Consider the following 16,488-nt stretch of genomic DNA (forward strand, 5'->3'; position numbering starts at 1 on the left):
GTTCGGATCAGTAGAAGTGCCGCAGCTGGGGCCAGAGTTGGGACCAAGGGAGGCGCGGGCCCGTGCACAGCAGGACCGGGGCGCTCTGCTCCTCGTTGGCCAGGCTGTGGCCGTTGTCGACCCGGGCGACGTCGTGGCAGCCGGTGAAGGCCTGTTCGACCTGCGGGTAGGGCGCGGGGTGGATCAGCAGGACGGGGCCGGTCGCGGAGTCCGGCGGCGGGCCCCAGTCCGCGAACGACATGTGGCCCGAATACGGTGCGGGCAGACCGTACTTGGCGCCGTAGCGGGCCAGCGCTCCTGCCTCGCCGTAGTTGGTGGTGAAGACCACGGCCCGGCTCCGCTGCTCGGGCGGGATCGCCGCCCAGCCCGTGCCCGCCGCCTCGGCCAGCTCCGGCCAGCCGACCTGCTCCGCCGACTCCTTGTACACCCGGGCCACGGCCGGGAGTTGATGTGCGGGAAGCACCGGCAGGGTGATCACCGAGTTCAGCGTCGCCGCGAGCAGCAGCAGTCCCACCAGCCGTACCCGGCTGCGCCGCACCGGCCACGCCCGGTCGGCCACCGGCTGGCACCCGGCCGCCATGACCAGCAGCAGTGGGGGCAGCGCGTAGTAGGGCTTGCCGCCGACCAGCAGCACCAGCGCGGACAGGCCCAGGTAGCCGAACGCCAGCGGCCGTGCCCAGCGCAGCTCGGGCTCCTGCCGCAGGCGGCGCAGGCCACCCAGCCACACCGTCACCAACACCGGTGACAGGTACAGCAGTTGCATCGGCACGAAGGTCAACCGGTTGGCCAGGCCGTCCTGCCCGCTGATGCCCGAGGCCACCGTCAGCTGCGGCCAGCCGTGCGTGGCCTGCCAGTACAGGTTCGGCGCGGCCACCAGCAGCGCCAGCAGCGCACCCAGCGGCAGCCAACGCCCGCGCAGCACCTGCCGGTTGCCCGTGAACCAGATGGCCGGCAGCAGCGCCGCCGCCAGCAGCAGCACCAGATCCTTGTTGAGCAGCGCGACACCCACCGCCGCACCGATCGGCACCCACCAGCGGCAGTCACCGGTGCGCAGCAGCCGCAGGACCAGCACGCCGATGCCCGTCCAGGCGAACAGGTCGAAGCTCGCCGTGGACAGCATGTGGCCCAGCGCCAGCACCATCGCCGACACCGCCGCGCCCGCCGCCGCCAGCACCTGGCCGCCCCGGCGCGCCCCCAACTCCCGTGCGGCCAGAGCCGTCAGGACGATCGTGGCGGCGGCCAGCAGCACCGCGACCACCCGCAGACCCGCCGGGCTCTCGCCGAACAGTGCCGTCGACAGCCTGGCCAACAGCGGTGTCAGCGGCGGCTGATCGACATAGCCCCAGGCCAAGTGCCGCCCGGCGGCCAGGAAGTAGAGCTCGTCCCGGTGGAAGCCGTACCGCCCCGTCAATGCCAGTTCGAGCGCCGCGACACCCGCCGCGACGGCGAGCACCGGCCCGAACGCGAATCGCGACAGCCCCGTGGGCATGGCGACGCTGGTGGATCCATTCCCCCGAATGTCCATGCCGGGGAGTGTGACAGATGCGGCGGGCCGTGCCGCTTCATGAACGGTAAAGACCTGAACGATTGTTCGGCCACGGCCGTCCGATTAGGCTCGGGCGCTGTGAACGGCACCCCGCACCCCAGTGACCCGCCCATCTCGTCCAGCGCGGACCTCAACCGGCCTGTTGCCGCGGACCTGGCCGCGCTCGCCGGGCTGGCCACCGAGACCCGGCGGCCCGAGCACGCGGGCATCGACCTGCTGCCGACGCTGGAGATCGCCCGGCTGATGAACGCCGAGGACCGCACCGTCCCGGACGCGGTCGCCGCCGAGCTGCCCGCGATCGCGGCCGCCATCGACGCGATCGCCGAACGGATGGGCCGCGGCGGCCGGTTGATCCACGCCGGCGCCGGAACGGCCGGCCGGCTCGGCGTCCTCGACGCCGTGGAATGCCCGCCGACCTTCAACACCGCGCCCGGCGAGATCGTCGCGCTGATCGCCGGCGGCCCCGCCGCCTTCACCGCCGCCGTCGAGAACGCCGAGGACGATCGCGCCGCCGCCGTCGCCGACCTCGACGCCCTGCAACTCACCGCCGCCGACACCGTGGTCGGCATCTCCGCCTCCGGCCGCACCCCGTACGCCGTCGCCGCCGTCGAGCACGCCCGCAGCCTCGGCGCGCTCACCGTCGGCCTCTCCGGCAACCGCGATTCCGCGCTGGGCACCGCTGCCGAGCACGGCATCGAGGTCGTCACCGGCCCCGAACTGCTCACCGGATCCACCCGGTTGAAGGCCGGTACGGCGCAGAAGCTGGTGCTCAACATGATCTCGACGATCACCATGATCCGGCTCGGCAAGACCTACGGAAACCTGATGGTCGACCTCCGCGCCACCAACGAGAAACTCCGCGACCGCAGCCGCCGCATCGTCGCCCTCGCCACCGACGCCGAACCGGCCGCCGTCGCCGCCGCACTGGACGCCACCGGCGGCAAGGTGAAGGACGCCATCCTGCTGCTGCTCGCGGATGTCGACGCCACCACCGCGGCCGCGCTGCTCACCGCGCACGGCGGACGCCTGCGCGAGGCCGTGCAGGCCGCCCTCAAGAACTGACGGGATCAGAGCTGCTGTTCGGCCCAGATGGTCTTGCCGCGCGGCGTGTGCCGGGTACCCCAGTTCCGGCACAGCTGCGCGACCAGCAGCAGGCCGCGGCCGCCCTCGTCGTAGGTGCGGGCCCGGCGCAGGTGCGGGGCCGTGCTGCTGGCGTCCGACACCTCGCAGATCAGGGTCCCGCCGTCCCGGATCAGCCGCAGGCCGATTGGCGGCAGGCCGTAGCGGACCGCGTTGGTGACCAGCTCGCTGACCACCAACTCGGTGACGAACGCGGCCTCTTCGTGCCCCCAGTCGGTGAGCGTCGTGGTGGCCAGTTTGCGGGCCCGCGCCACCTCCGACGGGTCGCGCCGCAACTCCCAGCCGGCGACGTCCTGTTCGTGCAGTGCCCGGGTGCGGGCCAGCAGCAGTGCGACGTCGTCGCTGGGCGCGGCCGAGCCCAGCGTCGCGTCCAGCACCCGGTTGCACAGCGCCTCCAGCGAACCTGTGGGCTCGGCGAGCGCCGACGCCAGCCCGTCCAGGCCCAGCGCCGGATCGCCGCGCAACTCCGAGGCCCGCAGCAGGCCGTCCGTGTACAGTGCCAGTACGCTGCCCTCCGGTACGGCCAACTCCATTGACTCGAACGGCAGTCCGCCGAGGCCGAGCGGCGGTCCCGGCGGCAGCTCCGGGAACGTCACCGCGCCGTTCGGGTCGACCAGTACCGGACCGGGATGGCCCGCCCGGGCCATCGTGAACGTCCGCCCCACCGGGTCGTACACCGCGTACAGGCAGGTCGCGCCCACGCTGCCGCCCGCCCAGGTGGTGGCGCTGTCCGGCAGTTCCTCCTGATCGACCCGCAGCACCAAGTCGTCGAGGTGGGTGAGGAGTTCGTCCGGCGGAATGTCGATGTCGGCGAGCGTCCGGACCGCCATCCGGAGCCGGCCCATCGCCGCCGACGCGGGCACCCCGTGCCCCACCACGTCACCCACCACCAGCGCCACCCGGGCGCCCGACAGCGCGATCACGTCGAACCAGTCGCCGCCCACGCCGTCGCGGCCGTTCACCGGCAGGTAGTGGAACGCCACCTCCACCGCCGCCTGCCGGGGCGTCCGGGCCGGCAGCAGCGAACGCTGCAGGGCGAGCGCGGTGTCCCGCTGCTGGGTGTACTGGCGGGCGTTGTCCACGGACAGCGCCGCCCGCGCCGTCAACTCCGTGGCCAGCACCAGATCGTCGTCGTCGAACGCCTCCGGCGAACAGTGTCGCAGGAAGATCGCCACGCCCAGCGTCACCCCGCGTGCCGTGAGCGGCACCAGCAGCGAGGAATGGATCCCGAACCGCTCCGCCGACCTCAGCCGCCGCGGCTCCCGCTGCATCCACGTCCGCATCTTCTGATCCCGCATGTCCGTCCGCACCGGCCGGCCCGCGGACAGTACCTGCGCCATCGGCGACTCCGTCAGGATCACGTCGCGCGCCCCCACGGCCACCGCCGACTCCGGGCAGCCCGGCAGCACCGACTGCTGTGCCACCCGGTAGAACACCAGGCCCGCGCTGGACGGCGGACCGCTGCCGAACACCGTCTCCAGCAGGTCCACGCCGACGAAGTCCGCGAAGTCCTCCGTGCCGACATCCGCCAACTCCTGGGCGGTGCGCTGCACTTCGAGGGTCGAACCGATCCGCAGACCGGCCTCGCCGAGCAGTGCCAGGCGACGCCGGGCCAGATCCTCCGGGCCGGCCTTCCGCTCGGACACCTCGGTGATCGCGGCCGGCGGATCCGCCCCCAGCGGCTGCAACGGCTGCGCGGACACCACCCAGCTCTGCTCGCCGCTCGCGGTCAGCACCGGGACGATCGCCAGCTCCACCGCCACCGGATCGCGCTCCGCGCGGGTCAACCGGACCATGCCGGTGAACGGTTGGCGGCGAACCACCGCGCGCAGGACGGCGATCGGCGCGTCACCGGCGAGCAGATCGAACGCGGAACGCCCCAGTACCCGGTCGGCCGAGAACCCCGACATGCGCTCGGCCGCCGCCGACCATCCCGTGATCGAGCCGTCGCCGTCCACCGTCGCAGTAGCCGCACGGCCCGGTACCCGTGTCGCCATGTCCGCACATTCCCCTTCGGTGCAGCAACCCCCAGGCCATGCCTTCAGCATCGCCCCGCGACGCAGACGCCTCAAACCGCCACACGCCGAGCCGTAGCCGGGGCCGCGTGCTGTTGCGGGAGGTCGAACGCGGTGGTAGCGCCCGGCTTCGCAGGCCGGATGTACGGCGTCGATCGGACGGTGTGACCAGCGGATCGGTCGGATATGTGGACCCGGTACGCTGCCGCGCATGAACGGCGGTGGCGGAGGCGAACGGGAGGCCGAGGTGCTGGCCGCGCTCGCCGAACTGGACCGGATCGAACGCGCACGGAACCACCGGATCGGAATGCTGGACGCCCGGCGCACCCTCCGGGCCGTCGCCGAACGGGCCCGCACCGAGCACGGCTTCGAACTCGGCCTCGGCGGCCTGGTGGAGGGCCGCGACCTGGTGCTGCGGGCCTGGTCGGGGACGCTCCACACCACCCTGCACGACCTGCGGATCCCGCTCGGACTCGGCGTCGGCGGCCGGGTGGCGGCCGTCGGCAGCGCCGTCGTGGTCCGCGACTACTACCGCTCCAGCCGGATCACCCACGACTTCGACCAGCAGGTCGGCAGCGAAGCCGTCACCGGCATGATCGGCCTCCCGATCGGCACCGGCCCCGCCCGCGGCGTCCTCTACGGCGCCATCCGCGGCAGCGGCCAGATCGGCGACAGTGCCATCGACGGACTGACCCGACTCGCCCACCTCGCCACCCTCGCCGTGGACGTCGCCGACGGCGCCGCCACCCTCGCCGACGCCGCCGTCACCGGCGAACGCCGCCGGATCGCCGCCGAACTGCACGACGGCGTCGGCGCCATGCTGTTCGGCCTCGGCAGCTCCGTCCGCGACCTGCGCGCCGACACCGCCCAGCACCCCGAACTCGCCGACCGCCTGCGCCGCCTCGAACGCGAACTCGGCGACGCCGCCGCCACCCTGCGCGCCTCCGTCGCCCGCCTCCACCACGACCGGCCCGCCGGCCCCGACAGCACCGCCTCCGACGGCGACCGGCTCGCGGCGGACCTCGCCGAGACACTCCGCGACTTCGAACGACGCACCGGCACCCCCGCCACCTTCGTGCCCATCGGACCCGCCCCGCGCCTGGACGCCGCACGCGCCGCCCTGCTGCGCCGCACCGTCGCCGAGGGCCTGCTGAACGTCGAGAAACACGCCCGGGCCGACTCGGTCGCCGTCACTCTCACCCACGACCGCAACCGGCTCGGCCTCGCCGTCATCGACGACGGACCCGGCCCGGAACCCAACGGGAAACCGCTTTCCCGCTGGGGTTCGGCCCCGCACGCACCCGCCACCGGCGCAGGCCTGCCCGCCCTGCGGGCCCAGTACGAACGCCTCGGCGGCACTGTCCACCTGCACAGCGACGAGGACGGCACCACCCTGCGCGGCGAACTCCCGCTCCCCGCCCCGCCGGCCTGACGGCGCGGCCCGACCGCCTGCCCGCCTGCCCCGCCGGCCTGACGGCGCGGCCCGACCGCTTGCCCCGCCGGCCTGACGGCTGGGCCTGATCGGACGCCCCGGCCGTTCCGGTCAGAGCAACTGCTCCTGCTGCGCCCGCCGGATCGCCTCGACCCGGTTGCGGGCCCCGAGCTTCTGCATCGCCGTCTGCAGATACGTTTTCACGGTGTTCCGGGTCAGCCCGAGTTCCTCGGCGATCTCCGGGTTGGTACGGCCCGTCGCGGCCGACCGGATCACCTCGTACTCGCGCCGGCTGAGCGACAGCCGGAACAGCCGGGCCTGCAACTGGGCCGGGGCCGAACCGTTCAGGCGCGGGTCCATCACCCGCTGTCCCGCCGCGGCCAGCCGCAGCTGGGCGACCAGGTCGGTGTCCGTGACGTCCTTCAGCAGGCAGCCGTGCGCACCGGCCGCAAGAGCAGCGGAAAGCGCATTCCGGTCCTCGAACGCAGTGAAGATCACCACCCGCGCATCCGGTGCGGCCGCCCGCAGCAGCGGCACGGTGCGCGAACCCGGCAGGTCCGGCAGCCGCAGATCCAGCAGCACCACGTCAGGGTGCAGCGTCGCGGCCAGCGCCACGCCCTCGCGCGCCGTCCGGGCCGAGCCGACCACGGACACGTCCTCGGCCCGCCGAATCAGCGCGGACACGCCGTCGCACACCACTGGATGGTCGTCGACCACCAGGACCCGTACGGTACGACCAGTGGAGCCATCCGCCATCCGAGCGAACTCTCCTCTCCAGGTGGGGGGACCGCAGGCTTGCGACCGGCGGAAATATTGGGTGCGACGGTAACTGAACGCAGAGGGGTCAGGCCATGGGCTCAGCCGAGAACGTCGATAACAATGAGCAACTGCCGTCCCGGCCGGGCGACGGCGCAACCACCGCGGCAGGCTCCGGGGCGCGGCTCGACCGCGCCGCGTCGGTGGCCAACTTCCGGGCCGCCCGCGAGGTGCTGTGGCAGCACGCCACCGACTACGACACCGCGTACCGCACCTTCCAATGGCCCGAGTTGGGCGAGTTCAACTGGGCGCTCGACCACTTCGACCCGATGGCGCGCGGCAACGACCGGGCCGCGCTGTGGGTGGTCGAGGCGGACGGCAGTGAGCGCATCCACAGCTTCGACCAGCTCGCCCGCCGCTCCGACCAGGTCGCCAACCACCTGCGCGCGCTCGGCCTCGGGCGCGGCGACCGGGTGCTGGTGATGCTCGGCAACGTCAGCGAACTGTGGGAGGTGATGCTCGGAGCGATCAAGCTCGGCGTGGTGCTGATCCCCGCCACCCTGCTGCTGTCCGCCGAGGACCTCGCCGACCGCCTGGAACGCGGCGAGGTGCGCGCCGTGATCGCCGCCGCCGAGGTCACCGACCGCTTCGCCGGCCTCCCCGGCGCCCCGCTGCGGATCGCCGTCGGCGCGACCGGTGGTGCGACCAGCGGTGCGACCAGCGGTGCGACCGGCAGCAGCGCGACCGTCGGCGGCGAGCCCGTCGAGGGCTGGCACGACTACGCGGAGGTCGACAACGCCGCCGAGGAGTTCACCCCCGAGGGCGTCACGCTCGCCGACGACCCGCTGCTGCTGTACTTCACCTCCGGCACCACCTCGAAGCCGAAGCTGGTCGAGCACACCCACGCCTCGTACCCGGTCGGCCACCTGTCCACCATGTACTGGATCGGGCTGCGCCCCGGCGACATCCACCTCAACATCTCCTCGCCGGGCTGGGCCAAGCACGCCTGGAGCAACCTGTTCGCGCCGTGGAACGCCGAGGCCACCGTCCTGGTCTTCAACTACGGCCGGTTCGACGCCCAGCAGCTGCTCGAGGTGATCGCCCGCTGCCGGGTCACCACGCTGTGCGCCCCGCCCACCGTCTGGCGGATGCTGATCCAGGCCGACCTGGGCGCGCACCGCACCGAACTGCGCGAACTCGTCGGCGCCGGCGAACCGTTGAACCCCGAGGTGATCGAACAGGTCCGCGCCGCCTGGGGGTTGACCATCCGGGACGGCTTCGGCCAGACCGAGACCACCTGCCAGATCGGCAACAGCCCCGGCCAGCCCGTCCGCCCCGGCTCGATGGGACGGCCGCTGCCCGGCTACCGGGTCGCCCTCCTCGACGCGGACGGAAAGCCCGGCGAGGAAGGCGAGTTGAGCCTCGACCTGGCCCACCGCCCGCTCGGCCTGATGCGCGGCTACCGGGGCGACCCGGAGCGCACCGCCGACGCCATGCGCGACGGCCACTACCGCACCGGCGACGTCGCCGCGCGGGACGCCGACGGATACATCACGTACGTGGGCCGCGCCGACGACGTGTTCAAGGCCAGCGACTACCGGATCTCCCCGTTCGAGCTGGAGAGCGTCCTGATCGAACACCCCGCCGTCGCCGAGGCCGCCGTCGTCCCCTCTCCCGACCCGCTGCGCCTGGCCGTCCCCAAGGCGTACGTGGTGCTGGTCGACGGCCGCACCCCCAGCCCCGAACTCGCCCGCGACATCCTCGCGTTCACCCGCGAGAAGCTCAGCGCCTACAAGCGCATCCGCCGCCTCGAGTTCGCCGACCTGCCGAAGACCATCTCCGGCAAGATCCGCCGCGTCGAACTGCGCACCCACGAGGCCGACCGCACCGAGAACCGCAACCCGAACGAGTACTGGGACAGCGACTTCCCGGAACTCCGCCAGGGCTGAGCCGGAGCTCCGTCAGGGCTGAGCACGCCTGCTCCGCCGAACGGGAAACCGCTTTCCGCGTGCCGTCGCCGACTTGTTGGCAGGGGCGTGCGGAAAGCGGTTTCCCGTTGGGATGGGGGCCAAAGCGGAAAGCGGTTTCCCGTTGCGTCGGGGCGGAGCGGAAAGCGCTTGCCGACCGCCCCGCGCGGACCGGTAATATCCTCCCAACCTCCCGGGCGTAGCGCAGAGGCAGGCGCGCCGCGCTTACATCGCGGACCACGCCGGTTCGAATCCGGCCCCCGGGAGGCTCGGGCGTCGGGCCCGTAGCGCAGAGGCAGACGCGCCGCTTAGCTGAAGCGGAACACGCCGGTTCGAATCCGGTCGGGCCCGGCCTCGCTGACGCACCGCCACCCGGAGGACCCCCGATGAGCACGCCCGCGCCGGACGAGACGGTCGAGGCGGAACTCGCCGCGCTCGACCCCCACGGCCCCACCGAGGCGGAACTCGCCGCGCTCGACCGCACCATCCGGCAGCTTCGCGCCCTCCCCGCCGACCACCCGTCGCGACTGCGCGCCGAACGCGTCGCCGAGTCCTTCGTCCGCGACGGCCGCCAGCAGCGTCGCCGCGAACGCCGCACCGAGGCCGCCCTCGCCGACAACGAACTGACCGCCGCCACCGCCACCGGCGGCGCCGCCCGCCGCGAAGACGCCCCGCTGCCCACCGCCGCCGGGCACACCCCGATCGGCGAACTCGCCCGCCCCCAGCGCTGCTACGTCTGCAAGCAGTTCTACCGGCAGGTCGACGGCTTCTACCACCGCCTCTGCCCCGATTGCGCCACCGACCACACCGCCCGCCGCAGGCTCAGCACCGACCTGGCCGGGCGGCGCGTCCTGCTCACCGGCGGACGTGTCAAGATCGGCTTCCAGCTGGCTCTGATGATGCTGCGCGACGGCGCCGAGCTCATCGTCACCAGCCGCTTCCCGCACGACACCCTTCGCCGCTTCCAGGCCGCGCCGGGCAGCGACCGCTGGCTGCACCGGCTCCGGATCGTCGGCATCGACCTGCGCGACCCGCGCCAGGTCCTCGGCCTGTGCGAGCAACTGCGCGCCGAGGGACGGCCGTTGGACATCCTGGTGAACAACGCCGCGCAGACTCTGCGCCGCCCGCCGGAGTCGTACGCGCTGCTCGCCGCCGGGGAGCGTGGCACGGTACCCGCGCAGGTCGGGCACGCGCCCGGATTCCGCCCGATGCCCGCCCTCGCCCCCGCCTGGCCCGCTGCCGAACTGGCCTCCGAGGAAAGCGCGTTGGCGCTGCCCGGGGTCACCGCCACGGCGGTGGACGAGGCCGGGCTGCTGCCCGACACCGCCCCGCAGAACTCCTGGTCGGCGACGCTCGGCGGACTCGACCCGGCGGAGGTACTGGAGACCCAACTGGTCAACGCACTCGCCCCCGCACTGCTCTGCGACCGGCTGCTGCCGCTTCTGGAGGCATCCCCGCACCCCGCCCGCTACATCGTCAACGTGACGGCGGTGGAAGGCCGTTTCGCGGTCCGCAACAAGATGCCCGGCCACCCCCACACCAACATGGCCAAGGCCGCGCTCAACATGCTCACCCGCACCAGCGCCGCCGAACTCGCCGACCGCGGCGTCTACATGTGTGCGGTCGACACCGGCTGGATCACCGACGAGAACCCGGCGCCCAAGAAGTCCCGGCTGGCCGACCACGGCTTCCGCACCCCGCTGGACATCGTGGACGGCGCGGCCCGCGTCTACGACCCGATCGTGCGAGGCGAGGCAGGCGAGCCGTTCGTGGGCGTCTTCCTGAAGGACTATCGAGTGGCGGAGTGGTGAACACGGCCCGTACCATCGCCGCGACGGGGCCGTAGCACAGAGGCAGGTGCGCCGGTCTCCAAAACTGGAAGACGTCGGTTCGAATCCGACCGGCCCCGTCACCTCGGGGAGGGGTCGTAGCACAGCGGCAGATGCGTCGGCTTGCCAAGCCGGAGGACGCCGGTTCGAATCCGGCCGGTCCCGCACCCGGAGGCAGCGCCCCGGCGCGACGGCCCGGAACGACCAAGTGAGCACGGCAAGGAGCGGAAGTGGTGCAGGAGTTCGCCGGAGTCCCGTCGGTCGTGCCCCGCCCGGTCGGCGAACTCGCCCCGCTGCTGGCCTGGTTGCGCACCGGCGCCGGCACCGACCGGCGGATCGACTTCCCGGCCGGCACCGCCCTGCCGGACGGCCGACTCGACCTGTGCAAGCAGCAACTCGGCCCACACGGCGCACAGTTGGTCGCCGACGCCCTCGCCGAAGCAGCCGAAGCAGCCGAAGCAGCCCGGACGGCCCCCGACGGCGGTGAGGCCCCCGTCCGGCACCTGCTGCTCGGCACCGACGGCCTCGGCGACGACGGCGCGGCCGCTTTCGCCGAACGCGCCGCCGAAATACCCGTCCGCACCCTCTACTTGGGCTGCAACGGCATCACCGCCGCCGGCGCCTGCCGGATCGCCGACCGGTTGCGCGCCTCCACCCAGACCGTTCGCGCGCTCTGGCTCAAGCGCAACCCGCTCGGCATCAGGGCCGGCCAGGCTGCCGCCGAACTGATCGCGGCCGTCGAGCAGTTGCGCACCCTGGACCTGGTACAGACCGGCCTGGACGCGGCCGGCCTGACCGTCCTCGTCGATGCCCTGCTGGCCGGCGGTCGGCACTTCGAACGGCTCTACTTCAGCGGAAACCCGCTCGGCCCGGCCGGAGCCGAACCGCTGGCCCGGCTGATCGCCGCCGGCGCCACCGACGAGCTGTACGCCTCCGCGGCCGGCCTCGGCGACGACGGCGCGCACACCCTCGCGGCCGCGCTGCGCACCGCCCCGTACGGGCGGCTGCGCCGCCTCTCGCTGGCCAGCTCAGGTCTCGGGCCGGTCGCCGCAGCCGAGTTGACGGCCGCCGCGGCCGCCGCCGGAGTGGAACTGCTCGATCTGGGCCGGGTCCCGGCCGCCCACGTGCTGGGCGCCGCCGACAACCGGATCGACCTGGCCGCCGCCGACCGGATCGGGGCCGCGCTGGCCGCCGCCCCGCACCGCCTCGACCACCTGGTGCTCACGCACACCGGCCTCCGCAGCCGCGAGGCGCACCGCCTGCTCGACCACGCCGCCGTTGCCGCGTCCCCCACCCGCTACGTGCTGGGCAAAGGCATCGCGAGCAGCATCCGCAGCCGCCTGAACACCCTCAGCGCCACCGTCCCCGCGCCCGTCCCCGCCCCGGACGTGGCGGCGGTGCACAGCGTGCACCGCACCGCCGCGCCCGGAGCGGAACAGGACTGAGCAGGCGTCAGCGCGCGGACATCCGCAGCGCGCCGTCCATCCGGATCGTCTCGCCGTTGAGGTAGTCGTGGTCGGCGACCATGGCCACCAGGCGGGCGTACTCCTCGGGGTGGGCGAGGCGCTGCGGGAAGGTGACGGTGGCGGCCAGGCCGGACCGGACCTCGTCGGAGAAGCCCGCCATCATCGGGGTGTCGACAATGCCGGGGGCGATGGTGACGACGCGGATGCCGAACTGGGCGAGGTCGCGGGCGGCGGTGATGGTCATCCCGGCGACGCCGGCCTTGGACGCGGCGTACGCGATCTGGCCGACCTGGCCCTCGAACGCCGCGATGGACGCGGTGTTGACGACCAGGCCGCGCTGGCCGGTCTCGTCCGGCTCCTGGCCGGACATCGCCTCGGCGGCGAGCCGCATCACGTTGAAGGTGCCGATCAGGTTGACGTTCAGCACGGTGCGGAACAGGTCCAGGTCGTGCGGGCCGCGGCGGCCGACGATCCGGGCGGACGGGGCGATGCCCGCGCAGTTGACGGCCAGGCGCAGCGAGTGGCCGTCGAAGGCGATCCTGGCCAGCGCGTCGCGGACGGGCTGTTCCTCGGTGACGTCCGCGCCGAGCAGGGTGACGCCCTCGGGCTGGGCGGGGGCGGACTCGACGGCCTTGGGCAGGTCCAGGCCGTAGACGTGGGCGCCGAGGCCAGCCAGGTGGGCGGCGGTGGCCGCGCCGAGGCCGGAGGCGGCACCCGTGACTAGGGCGGCGGTACCGGTGAGCTGCATGCTGGAAAGCCTTTCCGAACGGATGGTGACGAACCGACTGGGGGAGTGGGTCAGCGAGCGAACTGGCGGCTGATCACCAGGCGCTGGATCTGGTTGGTGCCCTCGAAGATCTGCATGATCTTCGCCTCGCGCATGTACCGCTCGACCGGGAAGTCCCGGGTGTAGCCGTAGCCGCCGAGCACCTGCACCGCGTCGGTGGTCACCTTCATCGCGGCGTCGGTGGCGATCAGCTTGGCCACGCTGGCCTGGCGGCTGAACGGGCGGCCGAGGTCGCGGCGGCGGGCCGCGTCCAGGTAGGTGGCGCGGGCGGAGTCCACGGCGGCGGCCATGTCGGCGAGCAGGAAGCCCAGGCCCTGGTGGTCGACGATCTTGCGGCCGAAGGTGGTGCGCTCGTTGGCGTACGCGACGGCGGTGTCCAGCGCGGCCTGGGCGAGGCCGGTGGCGCAGGCGGCGATGCCGAGGCGGCCCGAGTCGAGGGCGGAGAACGCGATGGACAGGCCCTGCCCCTCGGCGCCGATCAGGCGCTCCGGCCCGAGCAGCGCACCGTCCCAGTAGGCGGCCGTGGTCGGAACGCCGTTGAGGCCCATCTTCTCCTCCGGCGGGCCGAAGGTCAGGCCCTCGGCCTCGCCGGGCGCCAGGAAGCAGGAGATGCCGTGCGCGCCGGGCGCGGTGCGGGCGAACAGGGCGTAGAAGTCGGCCTTGCCGCCGTGGGTGATCCACGCCTTGGTGCCGGTGATCCGGTACCCGTCCTCGACGGGTTCCGCCTTGCAGGTCAGCGCGGCCGCGTCGGAGCCCGCCTGCGGCTCGGACAGGCTGTAGCCGCCGATCAGTTCACCGGCGAGCATCCGGGGCAGCCACTGCTCCTTCTGCTCCGGCGTGCCGAACGCGTTCAGCGGGTGGCAGGCCAGGGTGTGCACGCTGGTGGCGACCGCGACGGCCGCCCAGCGTGACGCCAGCTCCTCCAGCACCTGGAGGTACACCTCGTAGGGCTGCCCGCCGCCGCCGAACTCCTCCGAGTACGGCAGGCCGAGCAGGCCGGCCTGGCCGAGCAGCGCGAACAGGCCCTCCGGGTACAGCTCCTGCTTCTCGTGGGACTCGACCTTCGGGGCGAGTTCCTTGTCGGCGAGATCGCGGGTCAGCGCGATCAGGTCGGCGGCTTCCTCGGTGGGAAGCAGGCGGTCCACGGCCATGTTCCGGCTCCAAGCGGTACGCAAAGCGGTACGTCAGTACCGGTGAGGGTAGCGCAGCAGAGCCCGCAGCGGGGGACCCGGGAACGGTGAACAGGGAAAAGTCCGAGAAGGGACGGGGAAAACGTGGGCACGGGGGGTGCGGGGGAGTGCGGGGCCGGGCCCGGGTGTGCGCGGCGGCCGGATCTGCGGCGGCGGAGAGGCCGACTGTCATACTGGCCGGGTGATCGACAGCGCCGCCGCACCTCAGACCAGTGGACGGGGCGCCGCACGCCGCAGCGCCCTCTTCGAGGAACTCGTCGCACTCTTCGTCGCCGAGGGCTTCGCCCAGTTCACGCTGGACGACCTCGCCGCCCGGCTGCACTGCTCCAAGCGCACCCTGTACGGACTGGCCGGCTCCAAGGAACAACTGGTCCGGGCGGCCGTCGTGCACTTCTTCCGGAGTGCCACCGCCCGGGTGGAGGCCGCACTGGCCGCCGAGACCGACCCGGCCGCCCGGCTGGCCGCCTACCTGCGCGCCGTCTCCGCCGAACTCGCCCCCGGCTCGGCCCGGTTCTTCGACGACCTGGCAGCCTTCGAACCCGCCGCCGAGGTCTACGGCCGCAACACCCGCGCCGCCGCCCGGCAGATCCAGCGGCTGATCGACGACGGCGTCGCGGAAGGTGCCTTCCGCGAGACCCACGTGGCGTTCGCGGCGGACGTCATCAGCTCGGTGATGGTCCGCATCCAGCGGCGCCAGGTCGCCGAGGCCACCGGCCTCGCCGACGCCGAGGCGTACGGGCACCTGGCCGAGCTGCTGCTGCACGGCCTGCTGCGCTGACAGTCCTCCCGCTCAACTCCCGCGCGTCCTGCTGCGCTGAGAGTCCTCCCGCTCAACTTCCGGGCGGTGGCTCCGCGGCAGACTCGACCGGCCCGGAATCGCAGACCGGGCACCGCCCGCCCTCCCGCACCTTGCCGCACTCCTCGCAGACCAGATTCAGCCAGCAGGCGGGCTCGCCGCCCTCGCTCTCGACGCGCTCCATGGGGTCCATGACCTCCAGTGTGCCGCCGACGTCCGGCAGGTGGGAGAACGAGGGTCGCGGGCGGCCGCGAAACTCCGTGCACGGCAAGAGCGTTGGCCACTATCTTGGGCGGATGATCGACAAGGAACTCGCTGTTCCACCTCCCACCGTTTTCATGCCCCGGCGCGGCAGGGTCTGGCGTCAGCCGGCCGCCGCTGCGGCCGTCTTCGTAGTGGCCGCGCTGGTCGTCGCGGCGCAGCTGACCCCGATCCTGGTACTCCTGGGGGCGATCGCCCTTCCGGTCTCCGGGCTGATCGTGGTGATCGGGCTGAACACCCTGATCCGACGGACGCCCCAACTGGTCATGGATGCCGAAGGGTTGACGGTCCCGCAGCTTGGGCGGATCCACTGGGACGAGATCGCGGGAGTCCGCCCCTCGACGGCAGGCACCCACGAGGTGATCCTGCTGACCGGCCACCCCGGCGCACCCTTCCCGCCCCGCCCCCCGATGCTCGGACGCCTGGCCGTCCGCACCAACCGCCGGACGGGCACGCGCGAGGCCATCTTCACCGTCGCCGCGCTGCCGATGGGCGCGAAGGCGCTCATCGCGGACATGCGCCGGTACCACCGCGGCCTGACGGTCCTGCCGTCCGAGGACTGACGGCGCTGCCATAGCGGTGGGCGAGCAGGCGCGAAAGCTGCGGGGATTGCCAAGATTTGGGCAGGGAAGACCTCGTGGCCCGGGAGCCCGATCGCTAGCTTGTGCGCGTGATCGACAAGGAACCCGCTGTTCCACCCCCCACCGTCCACCTCCCCCGGCGCGGGAGGCTCGGGCGTCAACTGGTGCTTTTCGCCGCCATCTTCGTGGTGGCCGCACTGGTGGTCGTCGCCGCGCGGCCGAACCCGGTCGTGGTGATGCTGGGGGTGATCACCCTTCTGCTCTCCGGGCTGCTCGTGGTGGTCGGGCTGAACGCGATGATCCGGCAGACGCCGCTACTGGTGCTGGACGCCGACGGGTTGGAGCCCCGCAGCTGGGACGGATCCACTGGGACGAGATCGCGGCGGTGCGGGCCGCGATGCTCGGCAGGAACGAGGTGATCCTGCTGATCGGCCACCCCGGCGCACCCTTCCCGCCCCGCCCCTCGATGCTCGGACGCCTGGGCCTCCGCACCAACCGCTGGATGGGCCTGCGCGTGACCTTCTTCGTGGTCACCTCCCTGCCGATGGACGCGAAGGCGCTCATCGCGGACATGCGCCGGTACCACCCCGGCCTGACGGTCCTGCCGTCCGAGGACTGACGGCCCCGCCGTCGCGGTGGGCGAGCAGGCGGGCGGTCAGGCAGGGGAGCTGCGGGGATTGCCAAGATTTGGGCAGGGAAGCCCTCGTGGCCTGGGAGCCCGG

15 protein-coding genes and 4 tRNA genes are annotated in these 16,488 nt (G+C 73.0%); 13 read left to right on the forward strand and 6 right to left on the reverse strand.

Annotated elements, in window-relative coordinates; translation table 11 throughout:
- Nucleotides 1-7 precede the first annotated feature (7 nt).
- On the reverse strand, nt 8-1,525 hold the full coding sequence (locus ACFYST_RS05085) for an ArnT family glycosyltransferase (protein ID WP_387859958.1): 1,518 nt from the start codon (nt 1,523-1,525) through the stop codon (nt 8-10).
- A 99-nt stretch (nt 1,526-1,624) separates the two neighbouring features.
- On the opposite strand from ACFYST_RS05085, the gene murQ reads away from it, so the two are divergent.
- Entirely contained in the window at nt 1,625-2,608 is a 984-nt protein-coding gene (murQ, locus tag ACFYST_RS05090; RefSeq protein ID WP_387859961.1) for an N-acetylmuramic acid 6-phosphate etherase, read from the forward strand.
- 5 nt (nt 2,609-2,613) lie between these two features.
- Here the strand turns inward: murQ and ACFYST_RS05095 are convergent, their stop codons facing one another.
- Complete coding sequence (locus ACFYST_RS05095) at nt 2,614-4,683, reverse strand: SpoIIE family protein phosphatase (RefSeq protein ID WP_387859963.1); 2,070 nt, start codon at nt 4,681-4,683, stop codon at nt 2,614-2,616.
- Nucleotides 4,684-4,912: 229 nt separating this feature from the next.
- On the opposite strand from ACFYST_RS05095, the gene ACFYST_RS05100 reads away from it, so the two are divergent.
- Nucleotides 4,913-6,133, forward strand: coding sequence for a sensor histidine kinase (locus ACFYST_RS05100; RefSeq protein ID WP_387859966.1), 1,221 nt, complete (start codon nt 4,913-4,915; stop codon nt 6,131-6,133).
- A gap of 111 nt (nt 6,134-6,244) precedes the next feature.
- On the opposite strand, the gene ACFYST_RS05105 is transcribed toward ACFYST_RS05100, so the two are convergent.
- Nucleotides 6,245-6,889 (reverse strand): response regulator, encoded by a 645-nt coding sequence (locus ACFYST_RS05105; RefSeq protein WP_387859969.1) that lies wholly within the window; start codon nt 6,887-6,889, stop codon nt 6,245-6,247.
- A 95-nt stretch (nt 6,890-6,984) separates the two neighbouring features.
- Between ACFYST_RS05105 and ACFYST_RS05110 the strand changes: the two genes are divergently transcribed.
- From ACFYST_RS05110 to ACFYST_RS05140, 7 genes are all read left to right on the forward strand, one after another.
- Nucleotides 6,985-8,838 carry an AMP-binding protein gene (locus tag ACFYST_RS05110; RefSeq protein WP_387634133.1) on the forward strand — a complete coding sequence of 618 codons (1,854 nt, stop codon included), beginning with the start codon at nt 6,985-6,987 and terminating at the stop codon, nt 8,836-8,838.
- A 210-nt stretch (nt 8,839-9,048) separates the two neighbouring features.
- Nucleotides 9,049-9,122 (forward strand) — tRNA-Val (locus ACFYST_RS05115).
- Nucleotides 9,123-9,134: 12 nt separating this feature from the next.
- Nucleotides 9,135-9,207: transfer RNA gene (locus ACFYST_RS05120), tRNA-Ser, on the forward strand.
- A gap of 35 nt (nt 9,208-9,242) precedes the next feature.
- The gene (locus tag ACFYST_RS05125) at nt 9,243-10,667 is read left to right on the forward strand and encodes an SDR family NAD(P)-dependent oxidoreductase (RefSeq protein WP_387859972.1); all 1,425 of its coding nucleotides are present in this window, start codon (nt 9,243-9,245) and stop codon (nt 10,665-10,667) included.
- Between the two features lie 25 nt (nt 10,668-10,692).
- Nucleotides 10,693-10,765, forward strand: a tRNA-Trp gene (locus ACFYST_RS05130).
- A gap of 12 nt (nt 10,766-10,777) precedes the next feature.
- A tRNA-Gly gene (locus tag ACFYST_RS05135) sits at nt 10,778-10,850 on the forward strand.
- Between the two features lie 65 nt (nt 10,851-10,915).
- Nucleotides 10,916-12,130: a ribonuclease inhibitor gene (locus tag ACFYST_RS05140; RefSeq protein ID WP_387859974.1), complete on the forward strand. Its 1,215-nt coding sequence runs from the start codon at nt 10,916-10,918 to the stop codon at nt 12,128-12,130.
- 7 nt (nt 12,131-12,137) lie between these two features.
- Here the strand turns inward: ACFYST_RS05140 and ACFYST_RS05145 are convergent, their stop codons facing one another.
- Both ACFYST_RS05145 and ACFYST_RS05150 read right to left on the reverse strand, forming a co-directional pair.
- Nucleotides 12,138-12,899 (reverse strand): SDR family NAD(P)-dependent oxidoreductase, encoded by a 762-nt coding sequence (locus tag ACFYST_RS05145; protein WP_387859976.1) that lies wholly within the window; start codon nt 12,897-12,899, stop codon nt 12,138-12,140.
- Nucleotides 12,900-12,949: 50 nt separating this feature from the next.
- Nucleotides 12,950-14,089, reverse strand: a complete 1,140-nt coding sequence (locus ACFYST_RS05150) for an acyl-CoA dehydrogenase family protein (protein WP_387634124.1) — start codon at nt 14,087-14,089, stop codon at nt 12,950-12,952.
- Nucleotides 14,090-14,309: 220 nt separating this feature from the next.
- On the opposite strand from ACFYST_RS05150, the gene ACFYST_RS05155 reads away from it, so the two are divergent.
- A complete protein-coding gene (locus ACFYST_RS05155; protein ID WP_387634122.1) occupies nt 14,310-14,906 on the forward strand; it encodes a TetR/AcrR family transcriptional regulator in 597 nt (198 codons plus the stop codon).
- 52 nt (nt 14,907-14,958) lie between these two features.
- On the opposite strand, the gene ACFYST_RS05160 is transcribed toward ACFYST_RS05155, so the two are convergent.
- Nucleotides 14,959-15,117 carry a hypothetical protein gene (locus tag ACFYST_RS05160; RefSeq protein ID WP_387859979.1) on the reverse strand — a complete coding sequence of 53 codons (159 nt, stop codon included), beginning with the start codon at nt 15,115-15,117 and terminating at the stop codon, nt 14,959-14,961.
- Between the two features lie 103 nt (nt 15,118-15,220).
- Here ACFYST_RS05160 and ACFYST_RS05165 point away from each other — a divergent pair, with 103 nt between their 5' ends.
- From ACFYST_RS05165 to ACFYST_RS05175, 3 genes are all read left to right on the forward strand, one after another.
- Complete coding sequence (locus tag ACFYST_RS05165; RefSeq protein ID WP_387859982.1) at nt 15,221-15,748, forward strand: STM3941 family protein; 528 nt, start codon at nt 15,221-15,223, stop codon at nt 15,746-15,748.
- A gap of 107 nt (nt 15,749-15,855) precedes the next feature.
- Nucleotides 15,856-16,185, forward strand: coding sequence for a hypothetical protein (locus ACFYST_RS05170; RefSeq protein WP_387859985.1), 330 nt, complete (start codon nt 15,856-15,858; stop codon nt 16,183-16,185).
- Nucleotides 16,164-16,385: a hypothetical protein gene (locus tag ACFYST_RS05175; RefSeq protein WP_387859988.1), complete on the forward strand. Its 222-nt coding sequence runs from the start codon at nt 16,164-16,166 to the stop codon at nt 16,383-16,385. Before ACFYST_RS05170 ends, ACFYST_RS05175 begins: the two co-directional genes overlap by 22 nt.
- Nucleotides 16,386-16,488: the final 103 nt, after the last annotated feature.

It is taken from the genome of Kitasatospora sp. NPDC004614 (genome assembly GCF_042873675.1).
Lineage (GTDB): Bacteria > Actinomycetota > Actinomycetes > Streptomycetales > Streptomycetaceae > Kitasatospora.

Bases quoted from the DNA above. Each gene is read 5' to 3' on its own strand.
- ACFYST_RS05150 (WP_387634124.1), bottom strand. From the start codon at position 14,089: ATGGCCGTGGACCGCCTGCTTCCCACCGAGGAAGCCGCCGACCTGATC.
- ACFYST_RS05125 (WP_387859972.1), top strand. From the start codon at position 9,243: ATGAGCACGCCCGCGCCGGACGAGACGGTCGAGGCGGAACTCGCCGCG.
- ACFYST_RS05175 (WP_387859988.1), top strand. From the start codon at position 16,164: ATGCTCGGCAGGAACGAGGTGATCCTGCTGATCGGCCACCCCGGCGCA.
- ACFYST_RS05110 (WP_387634133.1), top strand. From the start codon at position 6,985: ATGGGCTCAGCCGAGAACGTCGATAACAATGAGCAACTGCCGTCCCGG.
- ACFYST_RS05145 (WP_387859976.1), bottom strand. From the start codon at position 12,899: ATGCAGCTCACCGGTACCGCCGCCCTAGTCACGGGTGCCGCCTCCGGC.
- ACFYST_RS05105 (WP_387859969.1), bottom strand. From the start codon at position 6,889: ATGGCGGATGGCTCCACTGGTCGTACCGTACGGGTCCTGGTGGTCGAC.
- ACFYST_RS05085 (WP_387859958.1), bottom strand. From the start codon at position 1,525: ATGGACATTCGGGGGAATGGATCCACCAGCGTCGCCATGCCCACGGGG.
- ACFYST_RS05165 (WP_387859982.1), top strand. From the start codon at position 15,221: ATGATCGACAAGGAACTCGCTGTTCCACCTCCCACCGTTTTCATGCCC.
- ACFYST_RS05100 (WP_387859966.1), top strand. From the start codon at position 4,913: ATGAACGGCGGTGGCGGAGGCGAACGGGAGGCCGAGGTGCTGGCCGCG.
- ACFYST_RS05160 (WP_387859979.1), bottom strand. From the start codon at position 15,117: ATGGACCCCATGGAGCGCGTCGAGAGCGAGGGCGGCGAGCCCGCCTGC.
- ACFYST_RS05095 (WP_387859963.1), bottom strand. From the start codon at position 4,683: ATGGCGACACGGGTACCGGGCCGTGCGGCTACTGCGACGGTGGACGGC.